A 16,649-nucleotide genomic window follows, 5' to 3' on the forward strand; every position below is an offset into this window, starting at 1 on the left:
AGTACAATATAATCACAATAATAATCATTTAAATAACTTCCTTTCTCAAATATGTTTAAAAGGTGCTTGTATATATATATATATATATAATGTCAATAGATCTTGATAAAAATTTTCAAGATAAAAGAAAGGAAATAATAAAATGAAAAAACTTTTAAGTTTATTAAGTCTATTAACTATTGGTGGAACCGCTGTACCAACAACAATTGCTGCTAGCCCCTATCAAAAAGAAGAAACTAAATTAGAAATTAGTAAAGTTAATTATTCACAAAAAAATAATTTAGAAAAATTAAATAGAGTAAAAAGACAAGATAATAAAAAAAATAATATTGTTGGAATTTCAGAAATTGTTATTATAACAAATAAAAGTATTATTTCTTCCGGTGTAGTTTTAAATAATAAATTATACTTTGGTTCTTTTGATCATAATGTTTATGAATATAATCCTGAAACTGGACAACAAAAAGTTGTAATTACAACAAATGGTGGTATTTGATCTTCTGGGGTAGCTTTAAATAACAAATTATACTTTGGTTCAAAAGATAATAAAGTTTATGAATATGATACATTGCAATTAATTGAATCTAAAATTATTAATATGAGAGATCAAGTAAAAAGAGGGTTATATTTATATCATAAAAAACAAAATCCTAATTCTGAAATTAAACAGATTTTAAATATTAATTTAAAAAATTTAACAGAATCTGAACTTGTTTTAGAAGAAACACAAAAAAATAAATCATATAATTTAGAACAAGATCTTAATGATATTTGTAAAGATTCTAACTCAACATTTATAAATAATAGTAGTATTGAACAAATTCAAAATACAGTTTCTTGTTCTAAACAATTAACAGAAACAAATACATTTCAAAAAATGAATGGATTTTCTAAATCAGAAACAACATCAAATACTGATAATTGAAGTACAAATGTAAATACTAAAGTTACAGCAAAAGCTAGTAGTAATGCTGGTGTCCCTGTTGTTTTTGGTGCAAAACTTGAAGTTGCAGTTGAAGCTGGTGGTGATTATACATGAGGGAAGTCAAAAACTTATACTATAACAGATACTTCAAATTCTTCTGAAACAGAAATTAAAACAACCACAAACACTACAACAATAACTGTTCCATCTCAACCAGTAAAGGTGCCACCACATAGTAAAATTTCAGTTTATGTTACTTCTTTACAAAATAATATAGAGCTTATTTTAAATTATTATCAAAAAATTGAAGGTATGGTTAGTGCAAAATTAATTGATAAAAATAATAATGAAATAATAGTTAATATTTCAATTAAAGATGCTATGCTTAGTTTATTTGAAAATGAAATTTTACCCTCAAAAATAAAAATAAATAATGATAATAGTATAAATTTTTACTATGATATTAAAAGTAAAAAAGAAATAATTATGCATCAGACTGAGATTGGGGAAGCTATTCCCTTAAATTCGGAAGAAAAAAATGTAACATTTAAAAATAAAAAAACAGATATAGTGGTAGTAAAGAATTAATTATAAACACGATATGAAAAAGAAATTAAGTCTTTTGGGAACAATCACTTTAATAGGAACAAGTACAGCCAGTTTAGTTGCCTGTAATACACCACAATATATCGAGGAACAATTAAATAAACTAAAAGAAAAAAATAATATAAAAACAAAAAATGGTATTTTAGAATGAATAGCATATCAAGAAAAACCATTTAATCAAGTGGATAATAAATGATATTTTGCTATATGGAAACCTAATAATTCTATTTATTGAAAAATATCAAAATTTAAACACGATACAAATAAAGGAAAAAAATTGAGGATTGAGATCCATTAAAACCATATTATATTGATCTCTTTTTATGGGTTTTTGAAACAAAAGAACAAGATTTATTAATAGATGATCAATCAGAAGGTAAAATAGAACGAATTTTTTGAAATGAAGATAAGGGACGAAATTTTAAAGCAGTTTATCGTTGAAATTTAGAAGATACTAATGTACCTAATTTAATTATTGATAAAACCGGTAATGTAAAAGTTAATGAATAATAAAAAGTCATTTTAATAAATGACTTTTTATATTTCTAATATAATTAATGATAATTTTTCATTATTTTTATTAAATAGTTGTAAATTATTAATATTAATTTGTTCTTTTTCAGTAAAAATTGTAATTTCATAATTACCATAACCTCATATACCTGATATTTCAATTTGATTTAAATTAAATAGTTTTTTATCAAAAGTTATTTTAATACTATAATCAATTAAATCTTCGATTGTACTAATTCAATCTATTTTAGAATAAAGTAATTTATATCATTCAGAAAAATAATTTAAATAGTTTTCTATTTTGTCATTAGAAACAATTAAATTAGTTAAATATTTCCCATATTCACCATCAGATAATTTAATTTCTGATGGAATAAGAGAAGGAATGTTATTTGTTTCTAATTCATTTGTTACGGATAATCAATTAAAAAAATTTGCTTCTAATCGATAAATAGGATTTTCTGAAATATCTTTGTTTTTAACACTTACTTTAATTTCATTATCTTTGTTATTATTAACATTTATTTGTTGTTTTAAATTTCAATCAATAATTTTTCTAGTACTTGAATCAATTAAAGGTTTAAGAGGTTCACCACCACCATTTCAACGATAAACTGCTTTAAAATTTCGTCCCTTATCTTCATTTCAAAAAATTCGTTCTATTTTACCTTCTGATTGATCATCTATTAATAAATCTTGTTCTTTTGTTTCAAAAACCCATAAAAAGAGATCAATATAATATGGTTTTAATGGATCTCAATCCTCATTTTTTTTCCTTTATTTGTATCGTGTTTAAATTTTGATATTTTTCAATAAATAGAATTATTAGGTTTCCATATAGCAAAATATCATTTATTATCCACTTGATTAAATGGTTTTTCTTGTGCTTTAATTTCTTTTCAATAATTTACTGTAATTGGTGGATTAGAACCAATAAAATCAAAATATAATGAATATATTTGTACTTGACAATCTGAAAAATAAAAATATCCTTCTTCTAAACTATTTGGTTTTGAAATTAGTTTAAAATAATAAGGAGCAATTAATTTAATATCATCATTATAGCCTTTATTAATTGCATACTTGCTATATGTATAATTTGATAACATATAAATAATTTGTTTAAATCTTTTGACAACATTTTCATTAAGAAATGTGGAATTATCTAATTTTCAATTTTCAAATAAACCATCAATTACATCTTCTGGTTTTTGTCCTTCAAATTTTTGGCGCAGTTCAGCCGCTTTATTGGTAGGATTACCTTTTTCATCGTATTTTGCTCCTTGAAATTTACGGTCATAATTATAACGATATGTTAAATAATTTAATAAAACTTTTTCTAAACCATTTTTATTTACCAAATCTAAAATATCTTTTCCTTGAATATAGTTTTTGGCTATACTTCATGGTAAAAAACTTTCAGTAAATCAATACTGAAATATTCTTACATTAGGGTTTGTTTCAATTGGCATTGATAGTAAAGGTACTAAACTAGCGTTTTCAACTATTGATGATGGATAAGAATAAACACCATTCACATTTCCTCAACACTTAATATTTCCAAATAACATTGATTTAGGGTATTTAATTTCAATCCCAGTAAATACTGTGTCTTCGGGTAATGATTTTTGTAATACTAAATGAATACTATTTTGGTTTTTTCATTTAAAATCAGTTATTTTAACTAAATGCATAGATTTAATAATATTAACACCATCGGGTGAATAAGGGCCTTTGTATTCTTCAATGATATAACATTCATTTTTGTTATCTTCACTAATTGGCTCATTAATAGATACTATTTTTAAGTCATAGGATTCTAAAAATTCTTTGTCTTGTTTTGAAATATCATTAATTAAAATATCTTTTTCATCAATCATAACATAACTTGTGCTATTATCTTGGACTGTGGTATTTTGTTGAATTTGTAATTTAAAGTTAAAATCACTAATTTCATAACCAGTTATTTTAATATATTCATCTTTGTCAATAAAACCTATTTTAACGCTATTTTGAGAGTAATTTAAGATTGGTTTTTGCTTTGTCTTAACAATATTATTAATTTTATAAATATATAAGGTTCTTGCACGGTCTTCAGTAAATAATTGTTCTAAATCAGGGTTGCTGTACTGCGATTGAGCAGCAAAATCTAACGGAATACTATCGATTGAATAGTCAATTGGTTCATCATTTTCCGCTAATTGTGCTAACATTTTTTCAGATGGTTTTAACATTATTCTTGTTCTCCTTCTTCATTAGGCATATTGATAATAGTTTCGTTGTTTTTTAATTGTCTGTTTAAAGTAGCATTTACTGGTAAGCGAACATCAACAATTAACTCATCAATATTTTTAATATTGAATGTTCTACTGTTTAAAATCGCATTATCATATTTAATTAACTTAATAATGAATTCAGTTAATTTAATTTCTCTAATATATATCATTTGTTCATATGATGCGTTTGTTTGAATATTTACTCCCGCAACTTCTGCTTGTGTTTGTTGGGCTCCCTTGGCGATTGCGGGAACATGATGGCGATTTATTTTATAGTAATTAGTTAATAATCAATCATATATTTTGGTTAATTGTTCACCTTTAAAATTACCCGCAATATAATCTACTGGTTGAAAATTACTATCAGGGTCTCCTTCAACTAATAACAAGTCATTTTCAATAAACGAAGCTAACATTTTACTAATTTCTTGGTCAACAACACCAGTAACGCCGTTAGTATTAATAGTAAATTTACCACTATTTAATAATGGATCTAACATTATCTTTTCAGCAATAATATCTAAAATACTAGCAAATTGTTTACCATAACGAGCAGAAGGCTCAAAATTAGGGTTATTAGGAATAATTTGAATTGGAATAAAATTAAGTGGTAATATTTCTTCTCTTTGTAAAGTTGTATAGTTATTTCATTTAGCATCATCAATATATAAGTCGGTAATAGTACTATATAATCGTGTTTTTAACTTTCTAATAACTTTAACTTGTTTAGTTACAGCATTAATCTCTAATTTTTCAGTAATAAAAATACTCTGGTCATTTTTAATATAAGAGTCATAATCAAAAGTACAAGATACTAAATTACCTAATTCATCATATTGGTCATTGTAAAAATCAATAGTAATAAAATTAAGTTTTGAATTATTAACAAAAATAAAGTATGCACCCCTACCATTCTTATTAATTTTATATTCGTTATATCAATTTTTATTAGTAAAGTCTTGCATCTTTAAAAAGTTATTAATTAATTTAGTATCTAATTGTTGATTAGTAAGTGGATTATAAATGCTAATTTCTAAATCTCGTGGATTTAAAAAATTAGCATTATCTTCACAAATTCTTTTTTTTAAAATCTCATTATGTTTTTGAACAGTAACATTTTTACGATTAGTAATAGTTGATGCTAAATTAAGATAATAACTATCAATATCATAATCTTTTTTTATTTTCTTTTTTGCTGGTAACAATCCCATTTATAACTTCCCCTTTATTTTGTTTCTTCTTTTTTAATAACATCTTCAATACTATCTTCTTTTTGTTTTTTGTTATGTGTTTTGATAAATCTAATTGTTTCAATAATCAAAACTATAATTCCAGCTCCGATAAGCATTGCTGAAACAATAACATATGCCGGTCAAGAAATACCTAATGTTTTTTCTCCTATAAAACAAATAATAATTCCTGCGATAAAAAACAATGATGAAACTCCAAAGATTTTCAAAAACATAATTACATCTTTAATATTTACTTTTGACATAATAACATCTCCTTTCTAATTTACCTTTTTTCTTTCAATAAACACAAATCCCAAAGGTCTAAATGTTGCTGGACCATTAACTCCAATATTAATCAATCCATCAGGATTAATAGATAATGCTAAACATGCACTATTAACACCTATTTGATCATATATAACACCTATTGTTTGTCTAAAACTATGCCTTGTTTGCAACATCCCTTGACTTTTTAAATCTCCTTTGATATTTTTTCCTGAGGCTCAAATTCTATAAATATAATTTTCTTTATCAAAATTAGGAATAGTATATCCTTTTTGTCCAACTTTAAAATCACTAGTATCAACAATTTCTCAATCTGGAACTTTTGGTATAACAATTGATTTTTTTAATTCATCTAAAATTTCTTCTTTTATTTTTGCAAGTTTTTCATCTTTAATTTTTTCTATAACAAGTTTATCTAATAAAGCATCAACTTCTAATTGAGTATAATATGCTTCTAAATCAATCATTGTTAAATCAATACCTTCTTCTTGAAAAGTACGAAACATTTTCTTTAAAGTTGTTAAATTAGCCAATGATTTTGCATAGGTAGGCAATAGACCTTGTTAAGTAATCATAGGGTCATTTTGCGATGAATAATTAATATCACCAACACTCATATTTGCCGAAGTAAAAAATTCAATTGGAATGCGGTTAAATGTTCAATGCTCAATCGTAATAAACACCATATTAATACAAATTTTCTTTAATAATGGATCTTTAAATGTTTCAAACTTTAGTTTTGAAAATGGATAGTTTAAGTAAGAATTAATCATATTTTGGGCTCTTAAAGCAAATGTTTTAAATCATAATTCTACATCACCTTTAAAGAACTTATTATAACGAACTGGAACTTGTGTAATTTTACCTGTCATTGGAATAAAATTATTATAATTTTCCAAAGTAACATTTTGTCATAATTCATTTAACATTTAATCATCTCCTTATCATTTACTTTTTTTAAAATATATTTTCTTTAATATAAATTTTTTACTATTTAGTAATGTTTTTGTTTTAATTGTTTTGTTTAAATCTTGTTTTGTTCTGAGTTGTTTATATGCTTGAAATACTAGTCCATTACCTAACAAACTAGTAACCACACTATCTTCTAGCGTATTTAACAATTTATCTTTATTAAAGTTATTTTTAAATTGTTCTTGCATTTTTAATATCTTAGCAATTATCCGATATATTTTAAAACTATCTTTTACTACTTGCTGATAAACAAGTGGGGCAAAAGAAACTAAATTAAACAAACTTGTTTTTTTAAATCCCCAACCAATAAACCACTCACTGTTCATATAGAATTTAAACGGTTCAGGAGCCAAAACAAACTGTTCTGCTTTGATTAAAGTTGTCATAACGACAATAGGGACATATTTAGGATTTTTATAATATATTGTTAAAGCAACTTCTCCCGCAACTGATAATGGAACAATTTTTACTGCTAAAAAAACATCAGAACCATAAGCATAGGGTAATAATTGGCCTTTTTTAATAGCTTTAGTTTCAAATTTAGAGAATATTTTTTTAGTTTTATCAGTAATTTTATTAATTACTTTTTGTTTAATTGTAATTATTTGTTTTTCAATTGGAGCTAATAATTTTTTAGTTACTTTTTGAATATAAAAATTTGGGTTTAAATGATTTAAAATTTTATTTAATTTAATTGGTGTTTGGTGAAAAATATTTAATAATTTATTATTATATATTTTACTGCTCCGCATTAAATTAGCATTTAATAGCAGATTTTTACCAACACCTTTTTTATGAAGATTAGTCATAATGTTATATCACTCATTAGTATTAATTTTGCTTATTTTATCAATATTTAATCCATATTCATATAACAATTTATTAGCATTTTTTTCATTTACGCGCGGTATTTTTTGAACTAATGTAGGGCTTATTTTTTGAATATTTTTCTCAATTTTTAATAAATTATTAATTGTTTCTAAATTAGAAACTTTAAAACCTTTATAAAAATCATTTCGGGCTAATTTTCCAATTGTATATAATAAAGTTTCATTATTAGCCTGCTTTTAAAAATCAAATATTAATTTATCAGATAAAATCTTTTTGCCTGTAACTTGTTTTACAACATCTTCTAAATTATTAGCAGTTATTACACCTAATTTTTCAAGTAATTTAGTTTCTTTTGCTAATTTTAAAATTCTAGTTGTTCGAGCAGCACGCGTTAATTTACCAACACCGCCAATTGCTGGTAACAAATTTAAGGCGGTACTTTTTGCTGTTACTTCTGATGTTAATTTATCATATATTTGATTTACGGCAAAATCGGTTGCTGTTTCTACTCCAAACGAGATAAATGCTGCGGCAAAATTAGATAATCCCGTACCAAGACCAACAGCCGAAGCAATACCACCAGTTAAAACTGATAAACCAAGAGCTAAAACTTGAATTCCTAAAAATTCTAATAACTGTAAACCAAAATTTTTTTCTTGTTGTTGGATTGACAATCTAGTTGGATTTTTTTTAACAGCATAAATAAGAGCTGTTTTAGATGTTCTAATTGGCATATCATTTATCAAACGAAAAAGTACTATTTTTTAGTACTATTAAGAATTTTTAATTTTAACATCAATCGGAGATGTTTGACCAGTAGCGTTGTTTTTACCTTCAATTTGAACAGAAACAGTTTTATCATTTGTAATATTAATTGGTCAATCTTCACCTTTACTTTCAATAAAGTAATCAAAATCACTTTCAGTTAAAGAACTATTTACGGCTTTAACTGCTTTTAAAACAACATCTTTAAATTGTGGTTTTAACTGTTCTGCTGTTGTTTGTGTTGGATTTACAACATGAATAGTTGGTTTATCTAATTTATTAATTTTACTAATATCAATTTTTGTAACAATATGTTTAATAATTCCTTTAGGTTCAACTACTGCTCCACCTAAATATAAAACTCTTTCCATAATTAAAGTATTACCCATTCCAGTACCTAACGCAGCAGCACCAACCCTTAGCGGAGTATGGTCTTTTTTGCGTAAAATAAGAGGATCATATTTTTTACTAAATTTAAAGGCAATTGCATTAACTCCGTTTGGTAATAATTCAATTGTTCCTTCTGAACCATCTTTATTAATAATTGGTAATTTTTTAGGAACCATATAATATGTTGTTCCTTCAACAGTTTTCATTGCTCCACTTGTTTCAATTACGCTATTTATTTGGTCATTTGCGCCAAGTTGTAACTGTAATTTATTACGAATTCCACGAATAAAATCAGCCGAACCCAAGACAACTGTTTCTGATGGGGTAAAGCCATTTTCATATATTTTATCCATAATTTCATCGTGGATTTGTAAAGCATTTGTATCATCTGCTTTTTTGTCCTTGAATAGTTGTAACAGTTCCTTTATTAATAATTTCTAAAATTTTATTGCGTTTATAAGCAACTTCAGTATCCATTGCTTGCTCAATATCAGCCGCTCAAAGATTGGGATTAAAATCACTTTCTACGGGGTCTAATTTACGAGCAAAAGTTAAAATTGTATCTAATTCAACAATTCCATCTTCAAATTCCACTGTTGAATATTTTAGTAGGTTATCATCAGTATTAAATACTTTTTTATCTTTTCCTATACCTTCATTATATTTAATATTAGAGTGCACCCATTTTAGTAAGTACTAATAAAAAGTATTTACTTTTTTTAATTATATCTTTTTCTTTACGATTTGAATATCATGTATTTCATTTTATAACATCTTGTATATATTCTTCATGTGAATTATATATTTTATTATGGATTGTAGCTTTCTTAAGTAATGAATGAAAACTTTCTATAACAATATTATCTGCACAGTGGTAATTTTTTCCCATTGAAATTGTAATACCGTTAGATAAACATTTATCGTGATAAATAGTGGATGTATATTGATATCCGTGATCTGAGTGAATTATTATTCCATTCAGATCTTTTTTTATTAATTTTATTTTATTAATTGCATCATTTAAATTATCCATTACTAATTTATTGTCATTATATTTAGATCACTTTACATCAACTATTTCTTTAGTATATCCATCAATAATTGTTGATTGATAATATCTTTCTCCTTTTCAAATTAAATATGTTACATCAGTATATAGTACTGAAAACCTTGTTTTTATATCATTGAATTTACGATTAATTAAATCAGGATATTGCAATAAGCTTTTTTCTTTATTCTGTTTATATTTCATTTTTCTTCTCATTTTTCTTACATATTCAGATTGTATTTGATTATCACGCATAATTCTTAAAACTTTTTTTGAATTATATTTTATACCATAATCTTCCTTTAAATATTTAGTAATTCTTCGATAACCAAATTGTTTTAAATTTTCTTCATAGACTTTTACAATATCATTTATTGCTTTTTTATCTTTTTTGCTACTGTCATAATTTTTATATTTATCTCAATAACTACGTTTTAACCCTGTTACTTCTAGTAATAATTTTATTGAATATTCACAAAAATTTTGTTTAATAAAAGAGACAATTCTTAGTTTGCTTAATTGTAAAAGTCATGGAGCTTTTTTAATAATTCATACCTTGTTTTATAATATTCTAAATTTCTTTTGCCAAAAGAAATTTTAGGTCCTTTAGGATTGTTTAATTTTCCTTTTTTATGATTTGCTCATCAAGATTCTACTGTATTTGCATTTATATTATATTGTTTTGCTACTATTCAACAACTTTTTTGTTTAATTTCCTCAATGATTTTTGTTCTAAATTCTGATGTATATTTGTTATATTTTTGTCCTTTTTTTGCCATATAAAAATGCACCCCCTATAAAAATTTAGCAAAATCTTTTTTTATTTTACTTACTTTTTGGGGTGCACTCTAATATTTTTCTTTCTTTTATATGTTAAACCAAACTTATTTGCTTCTTTTCACGCAAATAATGCCTCTCAGCTAAATTTTTGTTGATAAGTTTGTAAATATCATTGGTCAAATGATTCACAATCTTTTTGTGTTGCTTGATTAACAATATCGCCGAATATTCTTTGTGGATTTTGTGCCATAATTTTATACCTTCTTTCTTATTTATTAAATACATTGTCTGTATCTAAAATATTGTTTTCTTTATTTTCTGATTTTGGTACGCCACCAGTATTAACTGTTTGTACCTTAATTAATTCATCATAAACACTCTGCAATTGTACTTTAATGATTTCAATATCATCAGTAATATCATAAGATTTTAATAAAACATTTTTAAAATCTTCATTATTAGTTAAAGAATTAATAAAATCAATTACTTCAATTTGTTTTAATTGAATTGTTTGTTCTTCAATTTGTGAAGTTAATTCAGTATTTTTTGTTTGTAGTTCGTTGATTTGTTGATTACTATTTTCTAAATTACTTGCATTAAATTCTTCAACTTCAACAGTATTTTCTAAAATAATTTCAGCAGTTTTAATATCTAAACTACCATCTTCATTTTTAATAGGTTCATTATTTTTATCAATAAGAACAAATTTTACATTTTTTAATGCCTTTGTTTTTCCTCCTATTTTTTAATATTTGTATTTGTTCTTTTTCTAATCGCTTTTTGTATAATTTCGAAACTATCGACTCGAAAAGATAAAAAATAGCGTTTAGTTTTTATATTTAACTGATTAAATACTGAGCCTTTAATTTTTATCTCATCATCTTTTTTTAATTTCAAAAAAGCAGATACAACTGACGGATTATAAATTGATAATGTTGAGTAATTTAATCCTTCTCACTGACATTTCGCAGAACAAGCATCAACTTCAACACCAGCAGCAACCAGTGCCTTAATTTTAGTTTTAATTGGGTTTTCATGTAATCTAACAGTTAATTCTAATTTATTAACTTTTTTATTTTAGATTTATTAGTTATTGATTTTTTAAGTAAATTACTTTTTGTTTGTGCCATTTTTATCAACTCCTTCTGTTATAAAATATTGTAAATGTTTTCAAGCATCGTGTTCGTGCTCTGTCATTTTAATATTTCCTTTATAAATATAATTTTTCTTAACAACTGGCGATTGTAAAACATAATTTAAATTAAATAGATATTTACATAAAACTTTTAAACCACCAATAAATTTAGGAGTAGCTAATGGATTTTTTATTTTTAAACCTTTATTAAGTTGATAATCTTCAATTATTACAATAACTTTATTTAAATAAGAACAAATTTTATTTTTAAACTCATTTAATATTAAATACATATTATTTATTGCTTCTTCTTCATTTTTAGAATTAAAAGTAATATTATTAATTATTTTCTTTTGCAAAACATTATAAATAATCATACCAGTTTGTCCAATTCCAGCAGGGTCAATTGCAATAATATATTTTAATTTATTTGTTTTATTTTTTTTTGTCAATTTGTAATATTTTTCATCCATCGGATGCTAAATCTAAAATATCGTTAATTTTGTAATGTTGCATATAAGAAGCAATTACATCTCAATTGTTTTCAAATAAAATTAAGTACATTTTGGCTCATTCTAAACATTGCAAATCATAATGCTTTTTATGATGTGAAATACGACAATTAACAGGCTGACAATTAACTCAATCAAATGACGTTGTTATTTCATTTCAAGTTTTATTAATATACAAACTTTTATATTCTGTCATTTATCTATACTCCTTAATTATTTTTATTTGTTGCTCAAATTTCATCATTAATATCATTTACCGTTACTAGATAAGCTCGTATCATTAATTCTTGTAATTTATTTTTAATTTTTTTATTTCATTTTTTCATCAAATATTTTCCTTTCTGTAAAAAACATAATATTCCTTTATTGGTTAATATTTTGATATTTAGTAAATAATTTATTTTAGTATTTAATTACTTCGCCCCCGCTTCACTTTGAAGGTGAGCGGGGGCGGGATAAGATATTTTGATAAAGTTTACCCCCATACGGAAATAAACAAAGAAACAGTTTACCCAGTTATTAATTACGCTTCATCCATCCCTAGACAACTTTATATAAAGAAAATAACCTTTTGGAGTTCCAACCCTCTTGTTTTTTTAGTGTCCGATATTGTTTTTTCGGTTTAACAGCACTCTTTTTATGAAAACAAGCAAAAAACACGCGCTCTGACATTTCGCAAGTGATTAATCTTGCTGAGAATTAAAGAAATAAATAGGAGTAGTAAATCCAATCGCTTTCACACTTTCTTTAAGGCTTCGTGCCATAGATGAGTTATTCATCTTTAAGCATCAAAATATTAAATTTTAAGTGCCGCATTATTCATCGGATAATACCTTTATTGAAAGGATTTATAAAAATATTGTTTATTTTGTGTAGGGAAAACAGAATTTAATCTGTTTTTTTATGATAAAAGTTCTAAATTTAAAGATACTATCCGATGAATAATGCAAATAAATTTATGTTTTTTAATATAAAAATAAAAAAAACAATCTCACAAGAGTTGTTTTTTGCCGGTTCATCGTACAGGACGCCTATTCTAAATTTCTTTTGCCAAAAGAAATTTTAGGTCCTTTAGGATTGTTTAATTTTCCTTTTTTATGATTTGCTCATCAAGATTCTACTGTATTTGCATTTATAATATATTGTTTTGCTACTATTCAACAACTTTTTTGTTTAATTTCCTCAATGATTTTTGTTCTAAATTCTGATGTATATTTGTTATATTTTTGTCCTTTTTTTGCCATATAAAAATGCACCCCCTATAAAAATTTAGCAAAATCTTTTTTTATTTTACTTACTTTTTGGTGTGCACTCTACTAAATCATTCTCTTTTTTTTATTTAACTATGATAATAGTATCATAATAATTTATAAAAAATTAAAATAATATGTTATGATGATGACGATAAAGGGAGGAAAATTCTACAATGAAAAGATTATTAAGTATTTTAGGTGCAATTACATTAGTAGGAACAAGTACCACAAGTTTAGTTGCTTGTAATAAACCACAATATAGCGAAGATGAATTAAAAAAAGAAAAAGAAAAACATAAAATAGATACAAAAGACCAAACTATTAAAAACAATTTAGAATGAATGGCATCACAAGAAAAACCATTTGATAATGTTGATAATAAATATTATTATGTAGTGTGGCGTGGTAATAAAAATGATAGTTGAAGATTAATTAAATTTCAGAATAATCAACAAGATAAATTAAAAAATAAAGATGAATATGATAATTATAAACTTGCACTAGTTCAAGATTTAGATTGGAATAATACATTTGATTTAACTATCCAAAAAAATAATTTAAAATGAATTTTTTGGCATAAGGATATTCAATATTTTAAAGCAGTTTATCGTTGAAATTTAGAAGATACACAAGAACCTAATTTAATTCTTGATGAGAATAATAATATAAAAGTTAATGGTGAATAAAAAAATAGGTATAAAAACCTATTTTTCTTTTAACCTAATATATGCACCTGCAATAGTATTAATTTCAAAATGTCCATTTGAATTCATACTAGTTAAATTACTGGCACCGATACCTCATAATTCATAATTAACTTTTATTTTTAATTTAACACCTTGATTGTAAAATGAAATTTGTGTTCTAAAATGATAACCCGCTAGTTTACTTCATGGATATGCTTCTTCTTCTAAATTAACAAACACACTATATCCACTTTCATTAATATTTTCTATTTTAATAATATGTTTTACTCCTAAGGGTTTATTAATTCACAGTACAAGATAATAGCACAAGTTATGTAATGATTGATGAAAAAGATATTTTAATCAATGATATTTCAAAACAAGACAAAGAATTTTTAGAATCCTATGACTTAAAAATAGTTTCTATTAATGAACCAATTACCGAAAACAATAAAAATGAATGTTATATCATCGAAGAATACAAAAAACCATATTCAACAGATGGAATTAACATTATTAAATCTACTCATTTAGTTAAAATAACTGACTTTAAATGAAAAAATCAAAATAGCATTCATTTAGCATTACAAAAATCATTACCCGAAGATACAGTATTTACTGGTATTGAGATTAAGTATCTTAAATCAATGTTATTTGGAAATATTAAATGTTGAGGAAATGTGAATGGTGTTTATTCTTATCCACAATCTATAGTTGAAAATGCTAGTTTAGTACCTTTACTATCAATGCCAATTGAAACAAACCCTAATTTAAGAGTATTTTAATATTGATTTACCGAAAGTTTTTTACCATGAAGTATAGCCAAAAACTATATTCAAGGAAAAGATATTTTAGATTTGGTAAATAAAAATGGTTTAGAAAAAGTTTTATTAAATTATTTAACATATCGTTATAATTATGATAGAAAATTTCAAGGTGCAAAATATGATGAAAAAGGTAACCCCTCTAATAAAGCAGCTATATTACGCCAAAAATTCGAAGGACAAAAACCCGAAGATGTAATTGATGGTTTATTTGAAAACTGAAAATTAGATAATTATAAATCTTTAAATGATAATGCTGTCAAAAGATTTAAACAAATTATCTATATGTTATCAAATTATACATATAGTAAATACGGAATTAATAAAGGTTATAATGATGATATTAAATTATTTGCTCCTTATTATTTTGAATTAGTTTCAACTCCTAATAAAATAAAAGATGGTTATTGAGAATTTAAAGATTGTCAAGTACTATTAAATTCATCATATTTTGTTTTTTCTGGTGGACCTACTCCATCTAAAAATTATTGAAAGGAAGTTTAAAAAAACCAAAAACCGTTTAATGAGAGAGTTGATAATAAATGGTATTTTATAATATATAAAGATAATTCTAATAATATAAAAACGTATAATGTACGATGAAGTAGGACAAAATGTCAACTCTTATTAAAGAGTTGATTTTTTTATTTAAAAATTAACTTTAAAAATTAAATATGTTGGTTCTACAATTATTTAATTTTACAATTACATATTTTTTAGTGGAAGGTTCCCCAACATGGCATTTTGTCAGTAAAGAAACCAATAGAACTGTTAACTTGTTTTTTTGCGATTTTGTAAATTAATGACTTTGATTAAGATAAACAGATAATGCTGTATTCATAACTATTAATTGCAAGAATAAAAATAAAATCGTGTGCGTAGAGGTTGATTAACTTTTAAGAACTGGGCAAGGATTTCTTAATTAATCTACTAGTGGGAACTTAATGAGGAGGTACTTAATACTACAAGTAACTACAAAATGAGAACATTGTAGTACTTTGTAGTTAATTGTAAATGTTAACACCGCCACCGCTCACCCGCAGTGAAGCGGATGGCGTAGTAAATAAATGATAAATACTTATATAACTAATTCTCGCTTTGGCCCTTTCACTTGGAAGTGAGTGCCAGCGAGTTAAAACTAGGAGGAAAAAATAAATGACAGAATATAAAAGTTTGTATATTAATAAAACTTGAAATGAAATAACAACATCTTTTGAATGAGCTAATTGTCAGCCTGTTAATTGTCGTATTTCACATCATAAAAAGCATTATGATTTGCAATGTTTAGAATGAGCCAAAATGTACTTAATTTTATTTGAAAACAATTGAGATGTTATTGCTTCTTATATGCAACATTACAAAATTAACGATATTTTAGATTTAGCATCATATGGTTTAAAAATATTACAAATTGACCAAAAAATCAAAGGAATAATTTAGGAGGTTTATATGAAAAAGTTAAATAAAATTTGCATTAAACAAAAATATTGAGGATATTGTTCAAAATGCAATCAAGAAAATAAATTACAAGAATTAATGATACGAGCTTATCCCGTATCATTTGACGATATGACTGATGAACAGTGAGCATTAGGTAAACAGAATTAGGAGAAATA

General features: G+C 24.7%; 25 protein-coding genes. 8 read left to right on the top strand and 17 right to left on the bottom strand.

Annotation, left to right across the window (positions count from 1 at the left end; all coding sequences use genetic code 4):
• The first annotated feature begins 142 nt into the window (after nucleotides 1-142).
• From AACL22_RS03965 to AACL22_RS03975, 3 genes are all read left to right on the top strand, one after another.
• Nucleotides 143-1,513, top strand: a complete 1,371-nt coding sequence (locus tag AACL22_RS03965) for an ETX/MTX2 family pore-forming toxin (RefSeq protein WP_338989765.1) — start codon at nucleotides 143-145, stop codon at nucleotides 1,511-1,513.
• A gap of 13 nt (nucleotides 1,514-1,526) precedes the next feature.
• Nucleotides 1,527-1,829, top strand: coding sequence for a lipoprotein (locus AACL22_RS03970; RefSeq protein WP_338989767.1), 303 nt, complete (start codon nucleotides 1,527-1,529; stop codon nucleotides 1,827-1,829).
• A gap of 516 nt (nucleotides 1,830-2,345) precedes the next feature.
• Nucleotides 2,346-2,495, top strand: a complete 150-nt coding sequence (locus AACL22_RS03975) for a hypothetical protein (RefSeq protein ID WP_338989769.1) — start codon at nucleotides 2,346-2,348, stop codon at nucleotides 2,493-2,495.
• A 295-nt stretch (nucleotides 2,496-2,790) separates the two neighbouring features.
• Here AACL22_RS03975 and AACL22_RS03980 read toward each other — a convergent pair whose 3' ends face one another.
• The 16 genes from AACL22_RS03980 to AACL22_RS04055 form a co-directional block, all read right to left on the bottom strand.
• Entirely contained in the window at nucleotides 2,791-4,278 is a 1,488-nt protein-coding gene (locus AACL22_RS03980) for a hypothetical protein (RefSeq protein WP_338989771.1), read from the bottom strand.
• Complete coding sequence (locus AACL22_RS03985; RefSeq protein WP_338989773.1) at nucleotides 4,278-5,531, bottom strand: hypothetical protein; 1,254 nt, start codon at nucleotides 5,529-5,531, stop codon at nucleotides 4,278-4,280. Before AACL22_RS03985 ends, AACL22_RS03980 begins: the two co-directional genes overlap by 1 nt.
• Before the next feature lie 14 nt (nucleotides 5,532-5,545).
• A complete protein-coding gene (locus tag AACL22_RS03990) occupies nucleotides 5,546-5,815 on the bottom strand; it encodes a hypothetical protein (RefSeq protein ID WP_338988785.1) in 270 nt (89 codons plus the stop codon).
• Nucleotides 5,816-5,830: 15 nt separating this feature from the next.
• Nucleotides 5,831-6,391, bottom strand: a complete 561-nt coding sequence (locus tag AACL22_RS03995; RefSeq protein WP_338988787.1) for a hypothetical protein — start codon at nucleotides 6,389-6,391, stop codon at nucleotides 5,831-5,833.
• Nucleotides 6,392-6,400: 9 nt separating this feature from the next.
• Nucleotides 6,401-6,766 (bottom strand): hypothetical protein, encoded by a 366-nt coding sequence (locus AACL22_RS04000; protein WP_338989011.1) that lies wholly within the window; start codon nucleotides 6,764-6,766, stop codon nucleotides 6,401-6,403.
• A gap of 12 nt (nucleotides 6,767-6,778) precedes the next feature.
• A complete protein-coding gene (locus AACL22_RS04005; RefSeq protein WP_338989775.1) occupies nucleotides 6,779-7,687 on the bottom strand; it encodes a hypothetical protein in 909 nt (302 codons plus the stop codon).
• A 189-nt stretch (nucleotides 7,688-7,876) separates the two neighbouring features.
• The gene (locus AACL22_RS04010) at nucleotides 7,877-8,374 is read right to left on the bottom strand and encodes a hypothetical protein (protein ID WP_338989088.1); all 498 of its coding nucleotides are present in this window, start codon (nucleotides 8,372-8,374) and stop codon (nucleotides 7,877-7,879) included.
• Nucleotides 8,375-8,413: 39 nt separating this feature from the next.
• A complete protein-coding gene (locus AACL22_RS04015) occupies nucleotides 8,414-9,148 on the bottom strand; it encodes a hypothetical protein (protein WP_338989776.1) in 735 nt (244 codons plus the stop codon).
• On the bottom strand, nucleotides 9,141-9,476 hold the full coding sequence (locus AACL22_RS04020; RefSeq protein WP_338989778.1) for a hypothetical protein: 336 nt from the start codon (nucleotides 9,474-9,476) through the stop codon (nucleotides 9,141-9,143). Before AACL22_RS04020 ends, AACL22_RS04015 begins: the two co-directional genes overlap by 8 nt.
• The gene (locus tag AACL22_RS04025) at nucleotides 9,466-10,392 is read right to left on the bottom strand and encodes an IS3 family transposase (protein ID WP_338992965.1); all 927 of its coding nucleotides are present in this window, start codon (nucleotides 10,390-10,392) and stop codon (nucleotides 9,466-9,468) included. Before AACL22_RS04025 ends, AACL22_RS04020 begins: the two co-directional genes overlap by 11 nt.
• A complete protein-coding gene (locus tag AACL22_RS04030; RefSeq protein WP_338988671.1) occupies nucleotides 10,359-10,622 on the bottom strand; it encodes a hypothetical protein in 264 nt (87 codons plus the stop codon). Before AACL22_RS04030 ends, AACL22_RS04025 begins: the two co-directional genes overlap by 34 nt.
• 50 nt (nucleotides 10,623-10,672) lie before the next feature.
• Nucleotides 10,673-10,873 (bottom strand): hypothetical protein, encoded by a 201-nt coding sequence (locus tag AACL22_RS04035; protein ID WP_338989780.1) that lies wholly within the window; start codon nucleotides 10,871-10,873, stop codon nucleotides 10,673-10,675.
• Nucleotides 10,874-11,361: 488 nt separating this feature from the next.
• Nucleotides 11,362-11,520 (bottom strand): hypothetical protein, encoded by a 159-nt coding sequence (locus AACL22_RS04040; protein ID WP_338989005.1) that lies wholly within the window; start codon nucleotides 11,518-11,520, stop codon nucleotides 11,362-11,364.
• 213 nt (nucleotides 11,521-11,733) lie between these two features.
• Entirely contained in the window at nucleotides 11,734-12,210 is a 477-nt protein-coding gene (locus AACL22_RS04045) for a hypothetical protein (protein ID WP_338989782.1), read from the bottom strand.
• Nucleotides 12,194-12,466 (bottom strand): hypothetical protein, encoded by a 273-nt coding sequence (locus tag AACL22_RS04050; protein ID WP_338989784.1) that lies wholly within the window; start codon nucleotides 12,464-12,466, stop codon nucleotides 12,194-12,196. The genes AACL22_RS04045 and AACL22_RS04050 overlap by 17 nt, the downstream gene beginning before the upstream one ends.
• 835 nt (nucleotides 12,467-13,301) lie before the next feature.
• The gene (locus AACL22_RS04055; protein WP_338989786.1) at nucleotides 13,302-13,514 is read right to left on the bottom strand and encodes a hypothetical protein; all 213 of its coding nucleotides are present in this window, start codon (nucleotides 13,512-13,514) and stop codon (nucleotides 13,302-13,304) included.
• 182 nt (nucleotides 13,515-13,696) lie between these two features.
• On the opposite strand from AACL22_RS04055, the gene AACL22_RS04060 reads away from it, so the two are divergent.
• Entirely contained in the window at nucleotides 13,697-14,209 is a 513-nt protein-coding gene (locus tag AACL22_RS04060) for a lipoprotein (protein WP_338989787.1), read from the top strand.
• An 18-nt stretch (nucleotides 14,210-14,227) separates the two neighbouring features.
• Here AACL22_RS04060 and AACL22_RS04065 read toward each other — a convergent pair whose 3' ends face one another.
• Complete coding sequence (locus tag AACL22_RS04065; RefSeq protein ID WP_338989789.1) at nucleotides 14,228-14,449, bottom strand: hypothetical protein; 222 nt, start codon at nucleotides 14,447-14,449, stop codon at nucleotides 14,228-14,230.
• Nucleotides 14,450-14,547: 98 nt separating this feature from the next.
• Here AACL22_RS04065 and AACL22_RS04070 point away from each other — a divergent pair, with 98 nt between their 5' ends.
• The 4 genes from AACL22_RS04070 to AACL22_RS04085 all read left to right on the top strand — a co-directional run bounded on the left by AACL22_RS04070 (nucleotide 14,548) and on the right by AACL22_RS04085 (nucleotide 16,641).
• Entirely contained in the window at nucleotides 14,548-14,994 is a 447-nt protein-coding gene (locus AACL22_RS04070; RefSeq protein WP_338989791.1) for a hypothetical protein, read from the top strand.
• A gap of 72 nt (nucleotides 14,995-15,066) precedes the next feature.
• Entirely contained in the window at nucleotides 15,067-15,537 is a 471-nt protein-coding gene (locus AACL22_RS04075) for a hypothetical protein (protein ID WP_338989793.1), read from the top strand.
• A gap of 651 nt (nucleotides 15,538-16,188) precedes the next feature.
• Complete coding sequence (locus AACL22_RS04080; RefSeq protein ID WP_338989796.1) at nucleotides 16,189-16,473, top strand: hypothetical protein; 285 nt, start codon at nucleotides 16,189-16,191, stop codon at nucleotides 16,471-16,473.
• A 9-nt stretch (nucleotides 16,474-16,482) separates the two neighbouring features.
• Nucleotides 16,483-16,641, top strand: coding sequence for a hypothetical protein (locus AACL22_RS04085; RefSeq protein ID WP_338989799.1), 159 nt, complete (start codon nucleotides 16,483-16,485; stop codon nucleotides 16,639-16,641).
• Nucleotides 16,642-16,649: the final 8 nt, after the last annotated feature.

This window comes from Spiroplasma endosymbiont of Seladonia tumulorum, assembly GCF_964020235.1.
GTDB lineage: Bacteria > Bacillota_I > Bacilli_A > Mycoplasmatales > Mycoplasmataceae > Spiroplasma.